This window comes from Flavobacterium sp. P21 (assembly GCF_050632225.1).
Lineage (GTDB): Bacteria > Bacteroidota > Bacteroidia > Flavobacteriales > Flavobacteriaceae > Flavobacterium.
In genome coordinates, this window is the sequence record NZ_CP192585.1 from 4,201,500 (window position 1) to 4,220,171 (window position 18,672).

The following is an 18,672-nucleotide window of genomic DNA, read 5'->3' on the forward strand; positions in this document are numbered from 1 at the left end:
AAATGTTCTTTCAGAAAAACACGTGTAAAATTCTTATGAATTTACGACATTTTTTTCAAACGCTTATTTAGAATCCTTTCAAATTTAAAAAAACTAAGTAATCAAAAAAACATTCAAAACCCGTACTACGTATAAGATTAAGACAAAATACTTAGTACTTAAAACATATCCACTACTTAAAAAATATTTATTTTACGTATTTTTATAAGTATAAATACTTATATTTGCGTAGTAATACTTAATTAAAGAAATCATGATTAGAGTAATAGTAGTTGGAAACGGCATGGTTGGTTATAAATTTTGCGAAAAGTTTGTTGCAAAATCAGGACAAGAAAAGTATCAAATCACAGTATTTGGAGAAGAACCGAGACGAGCTTACGATCGCGTTCACTTAAGCGAATACTTTGGAGGAAAAACGGCTGATGACTTATCATTATCAACAACCGAATGGTACGCAGAAAACAATATTATTCTAAACACATCGGAGCTGATTACAGATATTAATCGTGATATAAAAACAATACATACACACTTAGGCAAAACGCATACGTACGACTACTTAGTTTTAGCGACAGGTTCATCTGCTTTTGTACCTCCTATTGAAGGCGTAGAAAAAGAAGGTGTTTTTGTATATAGAACTATCGAAGATCTAGATGCTATTATGGCTTACGCCAAAAAATAAAAATCAAAGGCGCTACAGAAGCCGCAGTTTTAGGCGGAGGTTTATTAGGTTTAGAAGCGGCAAAAGCGGTTAGAGATTTAGGATTGAATCCGCATGTGGTGGAATTTGCACCTCGTTTGATGCCGAGACAATTGGATCAAGGCGCAAGCGATATGCTTCAGTCTAAAATTGAAGAATTAAATATTGGAATTCATCTTAACAAAGCAACACAATATATTGACGGAAAGGAAAGCATAACAGGAATGATGTTTGCCAACGACGAATTACTAAAAGTCGATATGCTGGTTATATCTGCGGGAATCAAACCTCGCGACGAACTGGCTAGAATTTCTGGACTAGAAGTTGGCGTAAGAGGAGGAATTGTGGTAAACAATCAAATGCGAACATCTGATCCTTGCATTTTTGCTATTGGTGAAGCCGCACTTTACAATCATAACATTTACGGACTTGTTGCGCCAGGTTATGAAATGGCTGATGTTGCCGCTGAGCAAATCTTAAATGGGGACAAAACCATGAGAGAAACCATCGATATGTCAACACAATTGAAATTAATTGGTGTTGAAGTAGCAAGTTTTGGTGATCCTTTTATTGAAAATGAAAATGTAACTGCAATTATTTATGAAAATAAATTAAGCGGTATCTATAAAAGAATCAATGTTACCAAAGATTCTAAAACGCTTTTGGGCGGAATTTTAGTCGGAGATTCCAGCGATTACAATTCGCTTTTCCAGATTTACATCAACGAAATGACATTGCCTAAAAATCCAGAAGATCTAATTTTAGGTTCTCGTGATGGATCTGAAGGTTCTTCTCTAGGAAGCGTAATGGATTTGCCGGATACAGCCGTAATTTGTTCTTGCGAAAATGTTACCAAGGGAGCAATTTGCTGTAAAATTTTAGACGAAAGCTGTGCTTCACTTTCAGATGTTGTGAAAGCAACCAAAGCAACTTCAGGTTGTGGAGGCTGTAAACCAATGGTTTCTGACTTGGTAAAAGCAACGCAGAAATCTTTAGGAAAAGAAGTGAAAGAAGTGATCTGCGAGCATTTCAGCTACACACGTCAGGAATTATTCGATTTGGTAAAAATCAACAAATACGAGAATTTCTACGATGTTTTAGATCATCATGGAAAAGGCGACGGTTGTGAAGTCTGCAAACCTGTTGTAGCTTCTATTTTCTCAAGCATTTACAATGATACCGCAAACAAACACGTAACGACTCAAGATACAAACGACAGATTTTTAGCGAATATTCAACGAAACGGAACTTATTCTGTTGTTCCAAGAGTTGCAGGAGGCGAAATTACTGCCGAAAAACTAATCGTAATTGGCGAAGTGGCAAAACAATTCGATTTGTACACCAAAATCACTGGAGCGCAAAGAGTAGATTTATTTGGAGCACATTTAAGTGATTTGCCAAAAATCTGGAAAATCTTAATAGACAATGGTTTTGAAAGCGGTCACGCTTACGGAAAATCACTTCGTGCCGTAAAAAGCTGTGTCGGAAATGCTTGGTGCCGTTACGGAATGGATGACAGCGCCGGATTTGCCATCGAACTTGAAAATAGATATAAAGGAATTCGTTCTCCACATAAACTAAAAGGTGGTGTTTCTGCCTGCATTCGCGAATGCGCCGAAGCCCGCGGAAAAGATTTCGGACTAATCGCTGTTGAAGGCGGATGGAATTTATACATCGCAGGAAATGGTGGTGCCAATCCGAAACATGCGGTTTTATTAGCGGAGAAAATCGACAAAGAAACCGTTATCAAATACATGGACAGATTCTTAATGTATTACATCCGTACCGCTGGCCCACTGATTAGAACATCAACTTGGTTAGAAAAACTAGACGGTGGTTTAGACTATTTAAAACAAGTAATCATCGAAGACAGTTTAGGAATCTGTGAAACGCTTGAAGCCGAAATGCAGACTTTGGTAAACACTTTCGAATGCGAGTGGAAACAAGTGCTGGAAAAACCAAGATTATTAAAACGTTTCAATCACTTCATAAACTCAGACGAAAAAGACGACAATGCTGTTTTTGTTCCATTAAGAGATCAAAAAATGCCAAAAGCCTGGTCGTAAAAAATATTTTAATCTCGCAAAGACGCAAAGTCGCAAAGTCAAATTACAAAAACTTAAAAAAACTTAAAAAAACTTAGCGCCTTTGCGCCTTAGTGGCAAAACACCAAGCTCCAAAAAAAAGAAAAAAATCACAAACGTTTGCTGTCCTTCTTGCCCTCTTTTTTACTGCGCCATCAAATCTCTCTTGATTGTAAAAGGAGGGCTAAGAAACAGGAAATCAAAACAAAAACAAAATGGAAGAAATCTTAAATCAATACGAAACAGTTCACGCAAGCGACGCTACAATTTGGTTCAAAGCAGGTAAAGTTGAAGATTTCCCAACCAATCGAGGCGGATGCATCAAATACAAAAACAAACAAATCGCCATTTTCAATTTCACACGCAGAAACGAATGGTACGCTTGCCAAAACGCCTGCCCGCACAAAATGGAAATGGTGCTTTCAAGAGGAATGACAGGATCTGCTGATGATATTCCGAAAATTGCCTGCCCGATGCATAAAAAGACTTTCTCTTTAATTGATGGTTCAAACTTAAATGGCGAGGAATATAGCATTGCAACTTACCCCGTTAAGATTGTAGAAGACGAAGTTTTTGTTGGTTTTGTGGACTAATTTTAAAGCCACAGATTACACAGATTAAAAGGATTTTTTCTTCGCCACGAATTACACCAATTACACTAATTAAATTCGTGGAAATTAGTGAAATTCGTGGCAAAAAAATGAGAATTATTGTCGCATACTAAAATTAAATCTGTGAAAATCCTTTTAATCTGTGGCAAAAAAATAAAACAATAATTCGCGCTAATTCGTGAAATTCGTGGCGAAAAAAACTTAATTCCGTATCTTTGAAATTCTATTATCAAACCAAAAAATGACTACACCTTTTCAAAAAGCAAGCGAATGGATTGATGCTGAAAACGCACAAGACCCAAACATCGAATTAGACCAAAACAAAGAATATCCAAAAGAATTATTGTATTCAGACAGGATGTATAAAAGACTGATGGAGTTTGAACCCAATGCATCCGAAGAAATTCAGATCGCTTCAAAAGCCCAGCATATTTGCCGTTGGAAAGTCGCTCGCGAATCGTATCCAATGGATCGTGTTGGTTATTTGAAATGGAGAGAAGAATTGAAAAAATTCCACGCAAAAACTACAGCCGAAATTTTGGTTAAAGCAGGTTACGATCAAGCTTTTATCGATCGTGTTTCCTTTTTAATTGAGAAAAAACTACTTAAAAAAGATGCCGAAACCCAGTTGCTTGAAGACGTTATCTGCCTGGTGTTTTTAGAATATTACTTAGAACCTTTCGTACACAAACATGACGAAGAAAAACTAAAAAACATCATCACAAAAACTTGGGATAAAATGTCAGACAAAGGACATCAGGAAGCCTTGAAAATCAATTATTCTGAAGAAAATTTAAATCTTATAAAAGCCTCTTTGGGATTGTAAAACCGTATGAAAAAAAGCAATCAGGAAGAAGATAAAATTACGTTCAAAAATTTACGCCGTCTGTATTTTTTTGCACTTCTTACTATTGCCTTAACCATAATCATTAGTCAGTTTTTAGTCCAATACAATCTGAATCAGCAGTTAAGCGATTCTAAAATCATAAACTTTTCAGGGAAACAGCGAATGCTGAGTCAGAAAATCGTAAAAGAAGTTCTGATTCTGCATTTCGTTTCTGATACCGCATCTGTTAAACAAATTTCGCATTTAGAAGAAGTTTTGGCGCTTTGGAAAAAGAACCAAAATGCACTCGAAAACGGAAATGATAGCCTTGCGTTCCCAAAAGAAAAATCAGAAACACTTTCTAAATTATACCTCGAAATCAATCCGATTTTCAGTAAAATTGCCATAGCAACCGATTCGTTTTTACAGAATTTAAAACAAAAAAAACAATCAGCCGAAAATCAAAAACACGTAAAAACAATTCTGGAAAACGAAGGCAATTTCCTTTCCAAAATGAATGAAATCGTAACCCAATACGATCTTGAAGCGCACGAAAAAGTAACCGAACAACGACGAATCGAATACTGGATTTTCGGATTCACTTTACTTGTTCTACTTCTAGAATTCTTCTTCATTTTCAAACCAACCAACAAGAAAATCGAAAGATTAATTGCCAAACTTTTATCTTCTGAAAAGAAAGCGTTAAAACTCGCATACGACACAGAAATTCTAAGCGAAATCAAAGAAAACTCCGTAAAAGAGCTCAAATCACTCAATTACGCAATGGAAAATACTTTGCTTTATTGCCGAATTTCGCCTGACGGTTCCATCATTCATATCGGAGAAAAATTTGCAAAACTGCTCAATTACACCAAATTCTCTTCCAACAAAAAATTCTCAGAAGTTTTAACTGTCGATGAAAAAGAACAGGTTAATTTCGACCGACTCATTTTCGAAAAACAGCGCAGTGGCTGGCAAGGTGAAATCAATATTTTAAATAAAGAAAATCAGACCATTTGGCTCGATTTATCGATGGTTCCCGTCATGATCAAAAAAGATGAACTGGAACTTTTAATTGTTTGTTTCAACATTACCGAACGCAAGAAAGCGCAACGCGAAGTTGAACGTTTGAACCTTGAAAACACAACCGAAAAAATCAATCAACAAAAGATTATTTCAAGCAAAATAGTTGAAAATCAGGAAAACGAACAAAACCGAATCGCCAAAGAAATTCACGACGGGATTGGACAAATGCTTACAGGTTTAAAGTTCAGTCTGGAAAGCATTAATCTTGACGACAGAGAAAAATCGGAACAAAAAATTGAGTATCTAAAGAAACTTTCGCTAGACATTATAAAAGGTGTTCGAACAGCAACTTTCAACCTAATGCCACCGGAATTAAGCGATCACGGAATCGTTTCGTCCTTATCAAAACTCACGCAAGAGCTTTCAAAACTAACCGGAAAAGAAATCCTTTTCTACAATAAAACCGATTTTGATCAGCGTTTAGATTCCTTAATCGAAATCAACATTTACAGACTTACGCAAGAAGCCATCAACAATGCCATAAAATATGCCGAATCAACGCATATCATCGTCCAGCTTTCGCACAGCGAATCCCTATTAAGCATCATCGTCGATGACAACGGAAAAGGTTTCGACATCAATTCAGTCGACAAAAAACGCAACAGCGAATCCGGAATGGGCTTATTATTCATGAACGAACGCATCCAATACATCAACGGACGTGTTTTCATCAAATCAATTCCTGGAGAAGGAACGAGAATTACGTTCAATATCCCAATTCTTAAATGAGACAATTAGAAAATTAGATAATTATTCAACGCATTCTAAGAATTATCTAATTGACACATTATCTCATTTTCTAATTAATTAGGGCGAGCCAGTATTAGAAAAAGTGGGCTATCAATCTTTATCTATATGCGCCCACTTTCCCTAATACTGTCGGGCTATCCGGGCTACTTTGGTAGCATCCTCCTATCCCTCTCTCGGGCAATCGTTTTCAGAAGACGACTTATTTACTTAACGTCTTTTTTGTCATTCTGAGGAACGAAGAATCACACAAGAAACTCCGCAATCAAAATCAACAATCTTTACAGCTTTACAATAAAAAAATCTGTTTAAATCTGCGGAATCTGCTTGCAAACAAAACACAATCAAAATCACCAATCTTTGTAGAGCTACTTGCGGAGATCCTTGGTTCCTCAGGATGACAAACTGGGTGGGAAAACTGGACAAAAAAACTTTGTCAAAGTTTAAAACTTTGACAAAGTTGAACACAAAACTCTCTCACAATCTTGTCATTTCGAACGAGAAATCTTCGCAAGTAGCTCTACAAAGATTGGCGATTTAGATTGCGGAGTTTCTTGCGAAGATTTCTCGTTCCTCGAAATGACAAATAGTACGCGAATAACTTTGACAAAATTACGCTTCCAAAACTTTGAAATTTGGAAATTCAAACATTAGAAATTTTAATATTGGAATTTACTTTTAAAAAAAGTACGTATATTAGCGTCTTCGTTATAGATGAATATACGTAAAAATCTAGAATCTAAATTAAGTAAATTATGAGTAATATCATTCGTGTAGTGCTGGCAGATGACCATGTTTTTGTTCGAGACGGAATCAAATCTTTATTGGAAAACGAAGCAAACATCGAGGTTGTAGGCGAAGCAATCGACGGTGCAGATGCGCTTGAAGTGGTAGCCGAAACCAAACCCGATTTACTTATAGCCGACATTCGTATGCCAAACATGACCGGTATCGAATTAGTAGAAAAACTTAGAAGCGAAAACAATCCCGTAAAAATCATCATGCTTTCGATGCACGAATCGGAAGAATACGTATTGAAATCAATAAAAGCCGGCGCCGATGGGTATTTACTAAAAGGTTCTTCAAAAGAAGAATTCTTAAAAGCATTACACAGCGTTTCGGCTGGTGGAAAATATTTCAGCGGAGACATTTCGTTCTATCTTGATTAGTCAATTAACAAATCCTTCCAATTCATTAGAACCTAAACAAACTTTAGGTGAAGAAATGATGATTACCAAAAGAGAAAAAGAAATCCTAACACTTTTATTATCTGGAAAAGGAAACAAAGAAATCGCTGAAGCACTTGACATCAGTAAAAGAACAGCCGAAGTACACCGTTTCAATCTAATGAAAAAGCTTAAAGTGAAAAACCTTATGGAACTTTCAAACAAAGCGACTGAGTATTCTTTAATTTAAAAAAATACGTATAAATACGTAGTTATTTTTCTAAAACTGCGTTTTCGCATCTTTTAACTAAGTTATAGTACTTAATTTTGATAAAAAATATAAGTACTATGAAAACGACAAACTCATTATCTCAATCACACAAAATTTTATTTTTGAACACATTGGCTTTTACAGTGTGTTTTGCCTGTTGGACATTAAACGGGGTTTTAGTAACCTTTTTAGTCGATAACGGAATTTTCCATTGGGACGTTATTCAAGTCGGATGGCTTTTAGGAATTCCGATTCTAACAGGTTCAATTATGCGTCTTCCTATAGGAATCTTAACCGATAAATTTGGAGGCAAATATGTTTTTTCACTTTTACTCTTATTAAGTTCGATTCCGCTTTTCCTCCTTCCCTACGCAGACAGTTTTTTCATGTTTGCTTTACTTAGTTTCTTCTTCGGAATGGTCGGAACTAGCTTTGCAGTTGGAATTGGCTACACTTCAATCTGGTATCCAAAAGAATGGCAAGGACGTGCCTTAGGAATCTTCGGAATGGGAAATGCCGGTGCCGCAATTACCACTTTTTTAGCACCTTCCCTATTAAATCATTTTTCAGTAAATGATCCGCAAAATGGCTGGAAAGTTCTTCCTGTTATTTATGCCGTTTCTTTAGTAGTAATTGGCATTGCCTTTTTACTTTTCACTCAAAACAAAAAACCAGAAAGCAGTACCAAAACGGTTTCAAAAATGCTTGTGCCTTTAAAATCACAAAGAGTATGGAGATTCGGAGCTTATTATTTCTTGGTCTTTGGATGTTTTGTGGCCTATTCACAATGGTTGTTGCCAAACTTCATGAATGTGTATCAAACTAGTTTAGTAATGGGCGGTTTGTTTGCAACAATGTTTAGTTTGCCGTCAGGAGTTATTAGAGCCTTTGGAGGTTATTTATCCGATAAATTTGGAGCTAGAAAAGTAATGTATTGGGTTTTGGGTTCTTCAGTAATTTTGAGCGCTTTATTATCAATTCCTAAAATGGAAATTACGACTTCTGGTCCTGGAATCTTAGCCGCTAAAAAAGGCGTTGTAAACCAAATCAGCGATAAAACCGTAAAAGTTGGGGATAAAGAATATCCAATTGCGCAAAAAACAGCAAATACAGCTCAAAATACGATTTTCCCAACCACTTCAAGCTGGCAGGATGTAGTTGTATCACACAATCAAAGTGTTGCAAAAAAAGAGCTTATCGCCAAAGGAGTAACGGTTATTAAATTTGATGCCAATATGTGGGTATTCCTTGTTTTAGTTATTCTAATCGGAATTTCTTGGGGAATAGGAAAAGCGGCAGTTTACAAACATATTCCAGAATATTTCCCTAATGAAGTAGGTGTTGTTGGCGGAATGGTTGGAATGATTGGCGGATTAGGAGGTTTCTTTGGTCCAATAATCTTCGGATATCTTTTAACTGCAACTGGAATCTGGTCAAGCTCATGGATTTTTATTTTGCTGTTCTCAACTGTTTGTCTCGTTTGGATGCATTACACCATTCTTAAAATGGCACCTAAGAAACAACCAGAATTAGTTTTGGCATTAGATGCACAATAAATCACAACAATATGATTTTAATCACATTTTCTAAGGAAAAAATCTTATAAATTTGCCTCACAATTAAAACCATGAATCATGAATAAACTAAAATTGGCCATTTTATTGCTTGTGGGAATCAGCTTTGAAATACAGGCACAAGAATTAGATGTGAATCTGCAAATCAGGCCTCGCTTTGAATACAGAAACGGTTACAAAACCTTATTGCCTTACGGACAAGAAGGAACATCTCAAATTTCACAACGCTCTCGATTAAATTTCAATTATAAACAAGAAGATTTAACTGTAAAACTGACTTTACAAAATACAAGAACCTGGGGAGATGTTGTTCCTGCATCAGCTAAAGACGTAAATGGTATTGCAGTTTTTGAAGCTTGGGCACAATACAATTTCACTGAAAATTGGAGCGCAAGAATGGGGCGTCAAGTACTTTCTTATGACAATCAGCGTATTTTAGGAGAGCAAGATTGGGGACAACAAGCACAAAGTCACGACGCGCTTACTGTGAGTTATCATACAGATAAACAAAAATTAGATTTTGGAGGCGCTTATAATTCTAATGCCGAAAATACATTTCAAACACCTTATACTGTTGCTACTTACAAAACAATGCAATATGCTTGGTATCATAATCAATTTAACAGCGATTTAGGTTTGAGTTTCCTATTATTGAATACAGGATATGAATACGCTCCTGAGCCTACTCCATCTACCAAACTATTAGTAGATTACAAGCAAACTTTTGGGCCGTATCTAACCTATAAAAAAGGCAAAATCGATACTAATTTTTGGCTCTACGGACAAACTGGAAAAAGTACCGATTTACAGGTAAGTGCATGGAATGTCACGCTAATTTTGGATACAACATTACAGACGCATTTAAAGCTGGTTTAGGTTACGAATTTTTATCAGGAAAAGCTTCAAACGACGGAAGTACCGTAATCAAATCGTTTAATCCAATTTTTGGAACCAACCACGGTTTTAACGGTTATATGGATTATTTTTATGTTGGAAATCACCTGAATAATGTTGGTTTACAAGATGCTTTCATCAAATTAAATTATAATGTCAATAAATGGCAATTTGCATTGATTCCGCATGTATTTTTATCTGCCGCTGATGTCGTAACGCCAGTAAATGAAAAATTAGATTCATATTTAGGAACAGAGGTTGATGCAACTTTTGGCTATAATTTCAAAAAAAATATTACCGTTACGGGAGGTTATTCTCAAATGTTTGGATCTAGTACTTTAGAATTCATCAAAAACGGAGATGCAAATCATACCAACAATTGGGCTTGGTTGATGATTTCTGTAGATCCGCGAATTTTTAGCTGGAAAAAATAATTTTTCTGTAAAATTTACTTCTAAAAATTACCCTTTTTCAAAATCGTAAAAGGGTAATTTTTTTTGTCTTACAAAATCGTTTTATATACATTAATTATTTATATTTGAAACGATTAAGAACCCCAAATTCTATCCAAATGAAACCATTTCTAAAATTGTCTTTGCTGACATTTATTGTCACGCAAACAGGTATCGCCGAAAAATACGATGATGCCTTAATTTCGAAAAACTCCGAAATTAATTTTGCAAAAACGCAAAAAAGAGGAATCAAAAAAAACAACATAGTTTATTATGTTGAAAATGATTTGCAAACAATCTCTGCTTACAAAAGGAAAAAGTTGAAATGGCAAACTAATGTTATTTCTGCTTGTGGAAAACCAAAAAATGGAAATCCTGAAATTAGGTATGTTGGTTACAACACCAACAAACTACTTATTGTGATGGGAAAACATCATTTTGCAGAAATTGACATTAATTCCGGCACAACAAAACTTGTTGGTTAAGAGTAAAACTATGATTAAAATACAGCTATAATTTGCCTTTTTTCAAAATTGAGAAAAGGCATTTTTTTTGATTCTAAATCAATATATTTGATATAGCTTTTCAATTACTTCTAATATGAAACCAATCATCAAATTTCTAATTTTAGCATTATTTTCAACTCATATAAATTTTGCCCAAACATTTGATCCCAAATTAGTTTCAAAAGATTTGGAAATAAATATTTCTGAAACGCCAAAAAGAGGAATTGAAAAAAATAACATTATTTACTACGTTGAAAAAGATCTGCAAACCATTTCTGCATATAAAAACAAGAAATTGCAATGGCAAACTAATGTTATAGCTATTTGTGGAAAACCGGACGTAGGTGAACCAAAAATCAGATATTTTAGCTATAAGTCTAAGAAATTGCTTGTAGTTATGGGAAAACATAATTATGCTGAAGTTAATGTAATTGATGGAAAAACATTTTTTTAGGTGCAGATTAAGAAATCTTATAATATCATTAATAATGAAACTCATCGCTTGGAATTGCAACATGGCATTCAGAAAAAAGCTCAGTATATTCAAGCTTTCAATCCTGATATTGCTGTAATTTCTGAGTGCGAAAATCCTGAAAAACTTCAATTCCCTGACGGCACAAAATTACCTTCAGATATACTTTGGTACGGCACAAATCCGAATAAAGGGATTGGCGTTTTATCTTATGGTGATTATCGATTTCAGCTTTTAGATTGCCATAATCCAGATTTCAAAAACATTCTTCCTATTGCCGTAACTGGTGGAAAAATTGACTTCACTTTATTTGCTATTTGGGCAAATAATCCTGCTGATAAAGACGGCGCTTATGTAACTCAGATTTGGAAGGCGATTAATTATTATGAAGATTTGATCAAAGAAACCAAAACCATTTTAATTGGAGATTTCAACAGCAACACCATTTGGGACAAACCCCGAAGAGAAGGCAATCATACCACTGTGGTAAATAAATTGGCAGAAAAGAAAATTTTCAGCACATACCATAAATACTTCAATCAAATTCAAGGGAAAGAAGAACATCCAACTTGGTACCTATATCGCCATGAAAACAAACCTTATCATCTTGATTATTGTTTTGCTTCAAATGACTTTATTGAGGCTTTAGAAAATGTCGAAATTGGACGTTATCAAGATTGGACGATACATAGTGATCATAAGCCTTTAATCATTAAATTTACTTTATAATTTTAGGTCTGTAATTTAAAATACACCTAAAAATGGAATCAATAATACAATATGAAGAAAATCGTATCCTTAGCATTTATTACTTCTATCATACTATTGACAAGCTGTAAAAAGGAAATTTCAGATCTAGAATTTGAAAAAAACGTAATGACCGAAATTTTCCCGAGCTTAATTGATTCAACTTGCATGGACACAAGACTATTTATAAACTTTCCTCCTGAATATGGTGAATCAATATATGATAAAACAGGCCATTATGTTGGTGTCGACAGTACAAAAGCAACAAAAGAACAAAAACAAAAATTGTTAGAGTGGAAAATTAAAACTGAAAAAATTAAAAAGGACACTTCTAAAATTGTAATTGCATTTAACCCTGTAATTGAATATAGCAATGAAGATTTAAAAGAATATCTTGAAAAACACTTTAAAAATACTAAAGCATTTATTCCAAAAGAAAAAATTTACAATGAATATATCTTTGACTTTCAAAAAATCAAACTCAATAACAGATATCAACTACGACATATAAATCATTTCCCAAAAGAAAGAGGCATGATTTGGCTGACTAAATACAACTTCAATTTTTCAGGAGCTGTTTTCTTTTCTAGAATACAATTTGACCAAAATAAAAAGTTTGGTGTTTTAAATGGTGGCTTTGCTTGTGGAGGGCTTTGTGGACAGGGTTTTAGAATTTATATAAAAAAATAAATCAAAAGTGGATTATCGATGAAATAGAAGAAACATGGGTTTCCTAAAATTAACTTTTTAAAACTTAAACCAACTTAAAAATAATGAACAACACCTGGACTCAAAGATGGGATGACCGTTACAAAACCGAAGAATTTGCATACGGAGAAGAACCCAACAATTACTTAAAAGAACAAATTGAAAAACTACAAACAGGCACCATTCTATTCCCAGCGGAAGGCGAAGGAAGAAATGCCGTTTTTGCCGCAAAACTAGGATGGGAAGTTTCGGCTTTTGATATTAGTGAAGAAGGCAGAAACAAAGCGCTTCTATTGGCCAAAAACAATAATGTTTCAATTGATTATCAAGTTGGGGAACTGGAAATACTAGATTTTGAACCAGCACAATTTGATGCCATAGCTTTAATTTACGCACATTTTCCAGCTGAAATTAAATCGGAAATTCATCAACAGCTGAATATTTTATTAAAAAAAGACGGTATTATTATTTTTGAAGCTTTCAGCAAAAAACATTTAGAATATGTGACCAAAAATGAAAAAGTAGGCGGACCAAAAGACATCGAATCTCTTTTTTCAATAGAAGAAATCAAAGCTGGTTTTCCGAATTATGAAATCATCGAATTAGAAGAAAAAGAAATCGAACTCAACGAAGGTTTATTTCATAACGGAACGGGTTCTGTAATTCGATTTGTTGGAAAGAAAAAATAATCAAATTCGATGTAGAGACACACTGCAGTGCGTCTCTACAAAAATTATCTTAAAAAATATTCTCTTGAAAGATAATTCGTAAATTTGAAAAAATATTCAATGTCATGGATTTACAAACTAGAAAAATAGAATTTGTTCAGGAATTTTTAAAAATTCAAAGTGAAGAACTCATTTCTCAACTGGAAAATTTATTAAAAAACAAAGACATTGCCGATGATAATGATTTTTTCAAACCACTGTCAATTGAAGAGTTTAATAATAGAATAGACCAATCTGAAGATGATTTTAAAAATGGAAGATATAAAACGACTTCTCAGCTTTTAGAAAAATACAAATAATGAAATTAAAAATTGTTTGGTCGCAGTTTGCAGAAAATGAAATTGATAAAATCTACGACTATTATCTTCATAGAGCTGGAATCAGAGTCGCTAAAAAAATCATTCAGGAAATAATTTCTGAACCAAATAAGCTCATTTCCAATAATCTTTCTACTCAAATCGAAGAACTTTTGCTTGACCGAAAAAGTGAATATCATTATTTAGTCTGTAAAAATTATAAGATTATTTATAGTATAGATCAAGAAAACAAGCAAATCCAAATCGCTGATGTTTTTGATACAAGACAAAACCCTGTAAAATTGAAACGTACAAAATAATCTTTGCAATAATTTTTAACGCACCATAGTATATCTCTACGAGCATAAACCTTTATAACTTTGCCCCTCTTTTAAAAATATTTGTGCTCCATAATTTCAGCTCGCAAGGTTGAAACTTCCAAAATCCCAACACGCTTTCCTTCCGTTTTAATTAAGGATTCCTTTTTAAGACTTGATAAAATACGGATCGCTTGTTCTTCAGTAGTTCCGGCAAAATCTGCAATTTCCTTTCGAGAAAGCTCAATATCAATAAAACCATTAGTTTGCCCGAATTTGCGATGAATATAAAGCAATAAATCAATTACACGCTCGCGGACATTCATGTGAGCTATTTTGCGAATATTGTTCTCACTTTTATTTAATTCCTCGGCATAAAAAAGCATTAAAGCATAGGTGAACTCGGGAACTTTTTTAAAATTTCGAGCATCGTTTCGTTGCTGAAATTACACAAAACTGTATCTTCAAGCGCATAAGCACCAATTAAGTATTTTTTGCTAGTTCCGAATCCGCGGAAACCAATAATATCTCCGTTGGTAGTAAGACGTACGATTTGTTCACGGCCGTTGATACCGGTTTTAACCGTTTTAGCTTTTCCTTCACGGATAAAATAAAGCCCTTGAAAAGTCGCTCCTTCTTTAATAAATGGATCAGATTTTTTGCAGTCTACTTGCTGTTTCTGAGAAACATAGTTTTTCATCTGCCCCAAATGCAGGTGTTTCTTGATAAAACAATTTTCATTGGCACAAGAATAACAGAGAGTTTGTTCTTCTTTCATGAGTCCTGATTTTTATCTGATTAAAAACTAATTTCTTGTGGTTCTTTTAATTGCATCAAAAATAAAAAAATAAATTTAAAAATTACGTATTAATACGTAAAAATACTTATTTTTGTATACGTAATTCATTTACAACCTAAATACATTTCAGAATTAGTATCTAAAAAAAGAACTGTAATGCAAAATACCAAAATCAAAACTACCTGTTCGTATTGCGGCGTTGGCTGTGGTATCATTGCTACTAACGATGCCATAAACGGCGTAATGGTTGAAGGTGACAAAGATCATCCGGTAAATAAAGGAATGTTATGTTCAAAAGGAATGAATCTGCATTATGTAGTCAACGATACTTCTGACCGAATTTTATATCCTGAAATGCGAGGCAGTAAATCGTATCCGTTGGAACGCGTAAGTTGGGACACTGCTCTTGACCGAGCTGACACGCAGTTTTTCTTCCATCATCAAAAAGCACGGGCCAGACAGCGTTGGCTTTTATATTTCGGGACAATGCTTAACTGAGGAGTATTATTTAGTCAATAAACTCGTAAAAGGTTTTTTGAAAACCAATAATATAGACACCAATTCCAGGCTCTGCATGAGTTCTGCAGTTGTGGGTTATAAAAAGACTTTTGGAGAAGATTCTGTACCAATTGCTTACGATGATATAGAATTGGCAGATACTTTTTTAATTACAGGCGCCAATCCGGCTTGGTGCCACCCTATTCTATTCAGAAGACTTGAAAAACACAAAGAGAAAAATCCGAAAACAAAAATAATCTGCATCGATCCAAGACGCACCGATACGGCCTCTTTCGCCGATTTGCATCTTCAAATTCTTCCCGGATCTGATATTATTTTATATCATGCCATTGCCAAACGAATTATCGAAAAAGGTTACGTCGATCACGATTTCGTTAAAAATCATGCAGAAAATTTCAAACAATACAAAGATTTGGTTTTAGGAACTTCACTTGAAAAAGCTTCCAAGCTCTGCGGAATTTCTGTAAACGATATCAAACTTGCCGCTGATATTATCGGAAAAGCAAAAGGATTTATTTCGCTTTGGGCAATGGGATTGAACCAAAGCGCTGTTGGAGTTGATAAAAATACAGCACTTTTAAATTTATCTTTATTAACGGGGCAAATTGGAAAACCGGGTTCAGGACCGTTTTCATTAACCGGACAACCCAACGCAATGGGCGGACGCGAAGTGGGCGGCATGGCTACACTCCTAGCGGCGCATAAAGACATTGCAAATGCAGAACATCGAAAAGAAGTAGCAGATTTTTGGGGCGTTGACGAAATCTCAGATAAACCGGGTTTAACCGCAACGGAAATGTTTGAGGCGTTAGAATCTGGAAAAATGAAAGCCGTTTGGATAATCTGTACTAATCCGTTAGTGAGTTTACCAGATTCCCGAAGAGCCGAAAAAGCACTTAAAAACGCAAAATTCGTGGTCGTTCAGGATATTTCGCATAATGCGGATACCGCCAAATTTGCCGATTTGCTTTTACCTGCGGCCGGTTGGCTAGAAAAAGAAGGAACGATGACCAATTCAGAGCGTCGCATTTCATACTTGCCAAAAGGAATCAATGCGCCCGGAGAAGCACTTCCAGACATCGAAATTTTAATTCGCTTTGCTAAAAAAATGAATTTCAACGGATTCAATTTCAACAATGCCGAAGAAATCTATAAAGAACATTGCGCCCTTACTAAAAACACCAATATTGATATTTCATTCTTAAACTACAATCGTTTAAAAAACGAAGGAACGTTTCAATGGCCAGTTCCTGATTATAATCATCCGGGAACCCCGAGATTGTTTACAGATAAAAAATTCTATACTCCTTCAGGAAAAGCGATTTTTAATTTACCCGTTTCGATCGAAAATACATCGGTACAGCCAAACGCCGAATTCCCTTTTATTTTAACAACAGGAAGAATCCGTGATCAATGGCATACCATGACGAAAACCGGAAAAGTATCGCGATTATTAACGCATATCCCGAGTCCGGTTTTAGAAATTAATCCGATTGACGCTTTTAAAAATGATATTAAAAACGGTGATATTGTAACGGTTTCAAGCAAAAATGGCGAAGTTCGGGTAAAAGCAAAAGTAACGGACGCAATCAAAGAAAAAGTTCTTTTCCTGCCAATGCATTGGGGAAAACAACTCGAAAATGATTTAAACCGAACGAATAATTTAACAAATACCGTTGTTGATCCCATTTCAAAAGAACCTGATTTTAAGTTCACTACAGTTTCAATTAAAAAATATGTAAAACCATTTCAGAAAATTGCAATTGTCGGCGCTGGCGCGACTTCGTTCCGATTCATTCAAAACTATCGAGAATTCAATACAACCGACGAAATTATTGTTTTTTCTAATGAAGTAAATCCGTTTTACAATCGCGTTTTGCTTCCTGAATACATGACGGGAGAATTTACTTGGGAACAGCTTTTAAAAGTCAAAGACGGCGAAACTTTCAATAAGTTAAAAATAACGATGAAAGCCGGAGTTGCTATTGATAAAATAGACACTGCAAATAAAATTATAAAAGACAGTTCAGGCGAAACTCATACTTTCGATTCGTTGATTCTAGCAACCGGAAGCCGTCCCTTTGTTCCGGAAAATGCACAGCTTCATCTTCCCGGCCGATTTACCGTTCGAAGAAAAGAAGATGCAGACCGTTTGAAAAAACACTTAGACAGCACCAATCTTCCACCAGAAGAACAACATGTTGTTATTATTGGCGGTGGATTATTAGGATTAGAATTGGCGTGACTCTAAAGCATAAAAAGGTAAAAACAACGATAATCCAACGTGCGTCTCGTTTAATGGAACGTCAACTGGATCGTATTTCGAGTAAGCTTTTGGCCGAAGAAGTACAGCTTCGCGATATTCAGATTTATTTTGATAATGAAGTCAGCACCGTTTTTGAAACCGATAATCCAAACGAAATCGAGATTGCTTTAAAAAGTGGCAAAATATTGACTGCGAATGCGATTGTATATACGATTGGAACAATTCCAAACATTGAAATTGCTCGAGAAAGCGGTTTAATCTGCGGAAGAGGCGTAAAAGTCAATCAGTATTTACAGACTTCAAATCCTGATATTTTTGCAATTGGCGAAATAGCCGAATTCAACAATAAACTATTCGGAATCACTTCTGCCGCCGAAGAACAAGCCGATATTTTGGCAAATTTCTTAGCCGGAGATATCAGCAGTTATTACAAAGGTTCGATTTTAATGAATATTCTAAAATTAGAAGACATTAATCTTTGCAGTATTGGCGATTTAACGATTCCAGAAAATGACGATTCGTATGAAGAAATCGTCTTTACAGATTTGAAAAAACGCTATTACAAAAAATGTATCGTAAAAGATGATCTTTTGGTTGGTGCCATTTTAATGGGCGATAAAAACGAATTTGCCGAATTCAAAACCATGATCGAAAGCAAAATCGAATTATCAGACAAACGAAATACGCTTTTAAGAGGAAGCTCAAATGCAAAACCAGTTCTCGGAAAATTAGTCTGCTCGTGCAGTCAAGTCGGAGCCGGAAACATCGAAGAAACCATCAAAAGTGGTGTAAACGATTTCACTGAATTATGCAAAAACACAGGCGCAGGTTTAGGATGCGGAAGTTGTAAAACAGAAGTTAAAGAGATATTGGCAAAGTGTAAATGAGTTTACAGTCGCAGTC

Annotated in this window: 15 protein-coding genes and 3 pseudogenes; 16 read left to right on the forward strand and 2 right to left on the reverse strand. The window is 35.0% G+C overall.

Features of this window, described 5'->3' with window-relative positions; translation table 11 throughout:
* Nucleotides 1–253 precede the first annotated feature (253 nt).
* From nirB to ACQ9BO_RS21125, 15 genes and pseudogenes are all read left to right on the forward strand, one after another.
* Nucleotides 254–2,766, forward strand: a pseudogene (nirB, locus tag ACQ9BO_RS21055) (nitrite reductase large subunit NirB).
* Between the two features lie 233 nt (nt 2,767–2,999).
* Nucleotides 3,000–3,377: a nitrite reductase small subunit NirD gene (gene nirD, locus ACQ9BO_RS21060; RefSeq protein ID WP_111285356.1), complete on the forward strand. Its 378-nt coding sequence runs from the start codon at nt 3,000–3,002 to the stop codon at nt 3,375–3,377.
* A gap of 259 nt (nt 3,378–3,636) precedes the next feature.
* Entirely contained in the window at nt 3,637–4,221 is a 585-nt protein-coding gene (locus ACQ9BO_RS21065; protein WP_431242332.1) for a DUF4202 domain-containing protein, read from the forward strand.
* A gap of 6 nt (nt 4,222–4,227) precedes the next feature.
* On the forward strand, nt 4,228–6,036 hold the full coding sequence (locus ACQ9BO_RS21070; RefSeq protein ID WP_431242333.1) for an ATP-binding protein: 1,809 nt from the start codon (nt 4,228–4,230) through the stop codon (nt 6,034–6,036).
* A 773-nt stretch (nt 6,037–6,809) separates the two neighbouring features.
* A pseudogene (locus ACQ9BO_RS21075) lies at nt 6,810–7,470 on the forward strand (response regulator).
* Nucleotides 7,471–7,568: 98 nt separating this feature from the next.
* Entirely contained in the window at nt 7,569–9,047 is a 1,479-nt protein-coding gene (locus ACQ9BO_RS21080; protein ID WP_431242334.1) for an MFS transporter, read from the forward strand.
* A 78-nt stretch (nt 9,048–9,125) separates the two neighbouring features.
* Nucleotides 9,126–9,941, forward strand: coding sequence for an alginate export family protein (locus ACQ9BO_RS21085; RefSeq protein ID WP_431242335.1), 816 nt, complete (start codon nt 9,126–9,128; stop codon nt 9,939–9,941).
* On the forward strand, nt 9,884–10,393 hold the full coding sequence (locus ACQ9BO_RS21090) for a hypothetical protein (RefSeq protein WP_431242336.1): 510 nt from the start codon (nt 9,884–9,886) through the stop codon (nt 10,391–10,393). The genes ACQ9BO_RS21085 and ACQ9BO_RS21090 overlap by 58 nt, the downstream gene beginning before the upstream one ends.
* Nucleotides 10,394–10,530: 137 nt before the next feature.
* Nucleotides 10,531–10,896 (forward strand): hypothetical protein, encoded by a 366-nt coding sequence (locus ACQ9BO_RS21095; RefSeq protein ID WP_431242337.1) that lies wholly within the window; start codon nt 10,531–10,533, stop codon nt 10,894–10,896.
* Nucleotides 10,897–11,011: 115 nt separating this feature from the next.
* Nucleotides 11,012–11,371: a hypothetical protein gene (locus tag ACQ9BO_RS21100; RefSeq protein WP_431242338.1), complete on the forward strand. Its 360-nt coding sequence runs from the start codon at nt 11,012–11,014 to the stop codon at nt 11,369–11,371.
* Nucleotides 11,372–12,118 carry an endonuclease/exonuclease/phosphatase family protein gene (locus ACQ9BO_RS21105; RefSeq protein ID WP_431242339.1) on the forward strand — a complete coding sequence of 249 codons (747 nt, stop codon included), beginning with the start codon at nt 11,372–11,374 and terminating at the stop codon, nt 12,116–12,118. It abuts the gene before it with no gap.
* Nucleotides 12,119–12,265: 147 nt separating this feature from the next.
* Complete coding sequence (locus ACQ9BO_RS21110) at nt 12,266–12,826, forward strand: hypothetical protein (protein WP_431242340.1); 561 nt, start codon at nt 12,266–12,268, stop codon at nt 12,824–12,826.
* A gap of 83 nt (nt 12,827–12,909) precedes the next feature.
* The gene (locus ACQ9BO_RS21115; RefSeq protein WP_431242341.1) at nt 12,910–13,533 is read left to right on the forward strand and encodes a class I SAM-dependent methyltransferase; all 624 of its coding nucleotides are present in this window, start codon (nt 12,910–12,912) and stop codon (nt 13,531–13,533) included.
* Nucleotides 13,534–13,637: 104 nt separating this feature from the next.
* A complete protein-coding gene (locus tag ACQ9BO_RS21120; RefSeq protein ID WP_431242342.1) occupies nt 13,638–13,871 on the forward strand; it encodes a hypothetical protein in 234 nt (77 codons plus the stop codon).
* A complete protein-coding gene (locus tag ACQ9BO_RS21125) occupies nt 13,871–14,188 on the forward strand; it encodes a type II toxin-antitoxin system RelE/ParE family toxin (RefSeq protein ID WP_431242343.1) in 318 nt (105 codons plus the stop codon). Before ACQ9BO_RS21120 ends, ACQ9BO_RS21125 begins: the two co-directional genes overlap by 1 nt.
* A 71-nt stretch (nt 14,189–14,259) precedes the next feature.
* Here the strand turns inward: ACQ9BO_RS21125 and ACQ9BO_RS21130 are convergent, their stop codons facing one another.
* Complete coding sequence (locus ACQ9BO_RS21130; protein WP_431242344.1) at nt 14,260–14,571, reverse strand: Crp/Fnr family transcriptional regulator; 312 nt, start codon at nt 14,569–14,571, stop codon at nt 14,260–14,262.
* Nucleotides 14,571–14,963, reverse strand: a complete 393-nt coding sequence (locus ACQ9BO_RS21135; RefSeq protein ID WP_431242345.1) for a Crp/Fnr family transcriptional regulator — start codon at nt 14,961–14,963, stop codon at nt 14,571–14,573. Before ACQ9BO_RS21135 ends, ACQ9BO_RS21130 begins: the two co-directional genes overlap by 1 nt.
* A gap of 177 nt (nt 14,964–15,140) precedes the next feature.
* On the opposite strand from ACQ9BO_RS21135, the pseudogene ACQ9BO_RS21140 reads away from it, so the two are divergent.
* Nucleotides 15,141–18,656: pseudogene (locus ACQ9BO_RS21140) on the forward strand (molybdopterin-dependent oxidoreductase).
* The last annotated feature ends 16 nt before the right edge of the window (nt 18,657–18,672 follow it).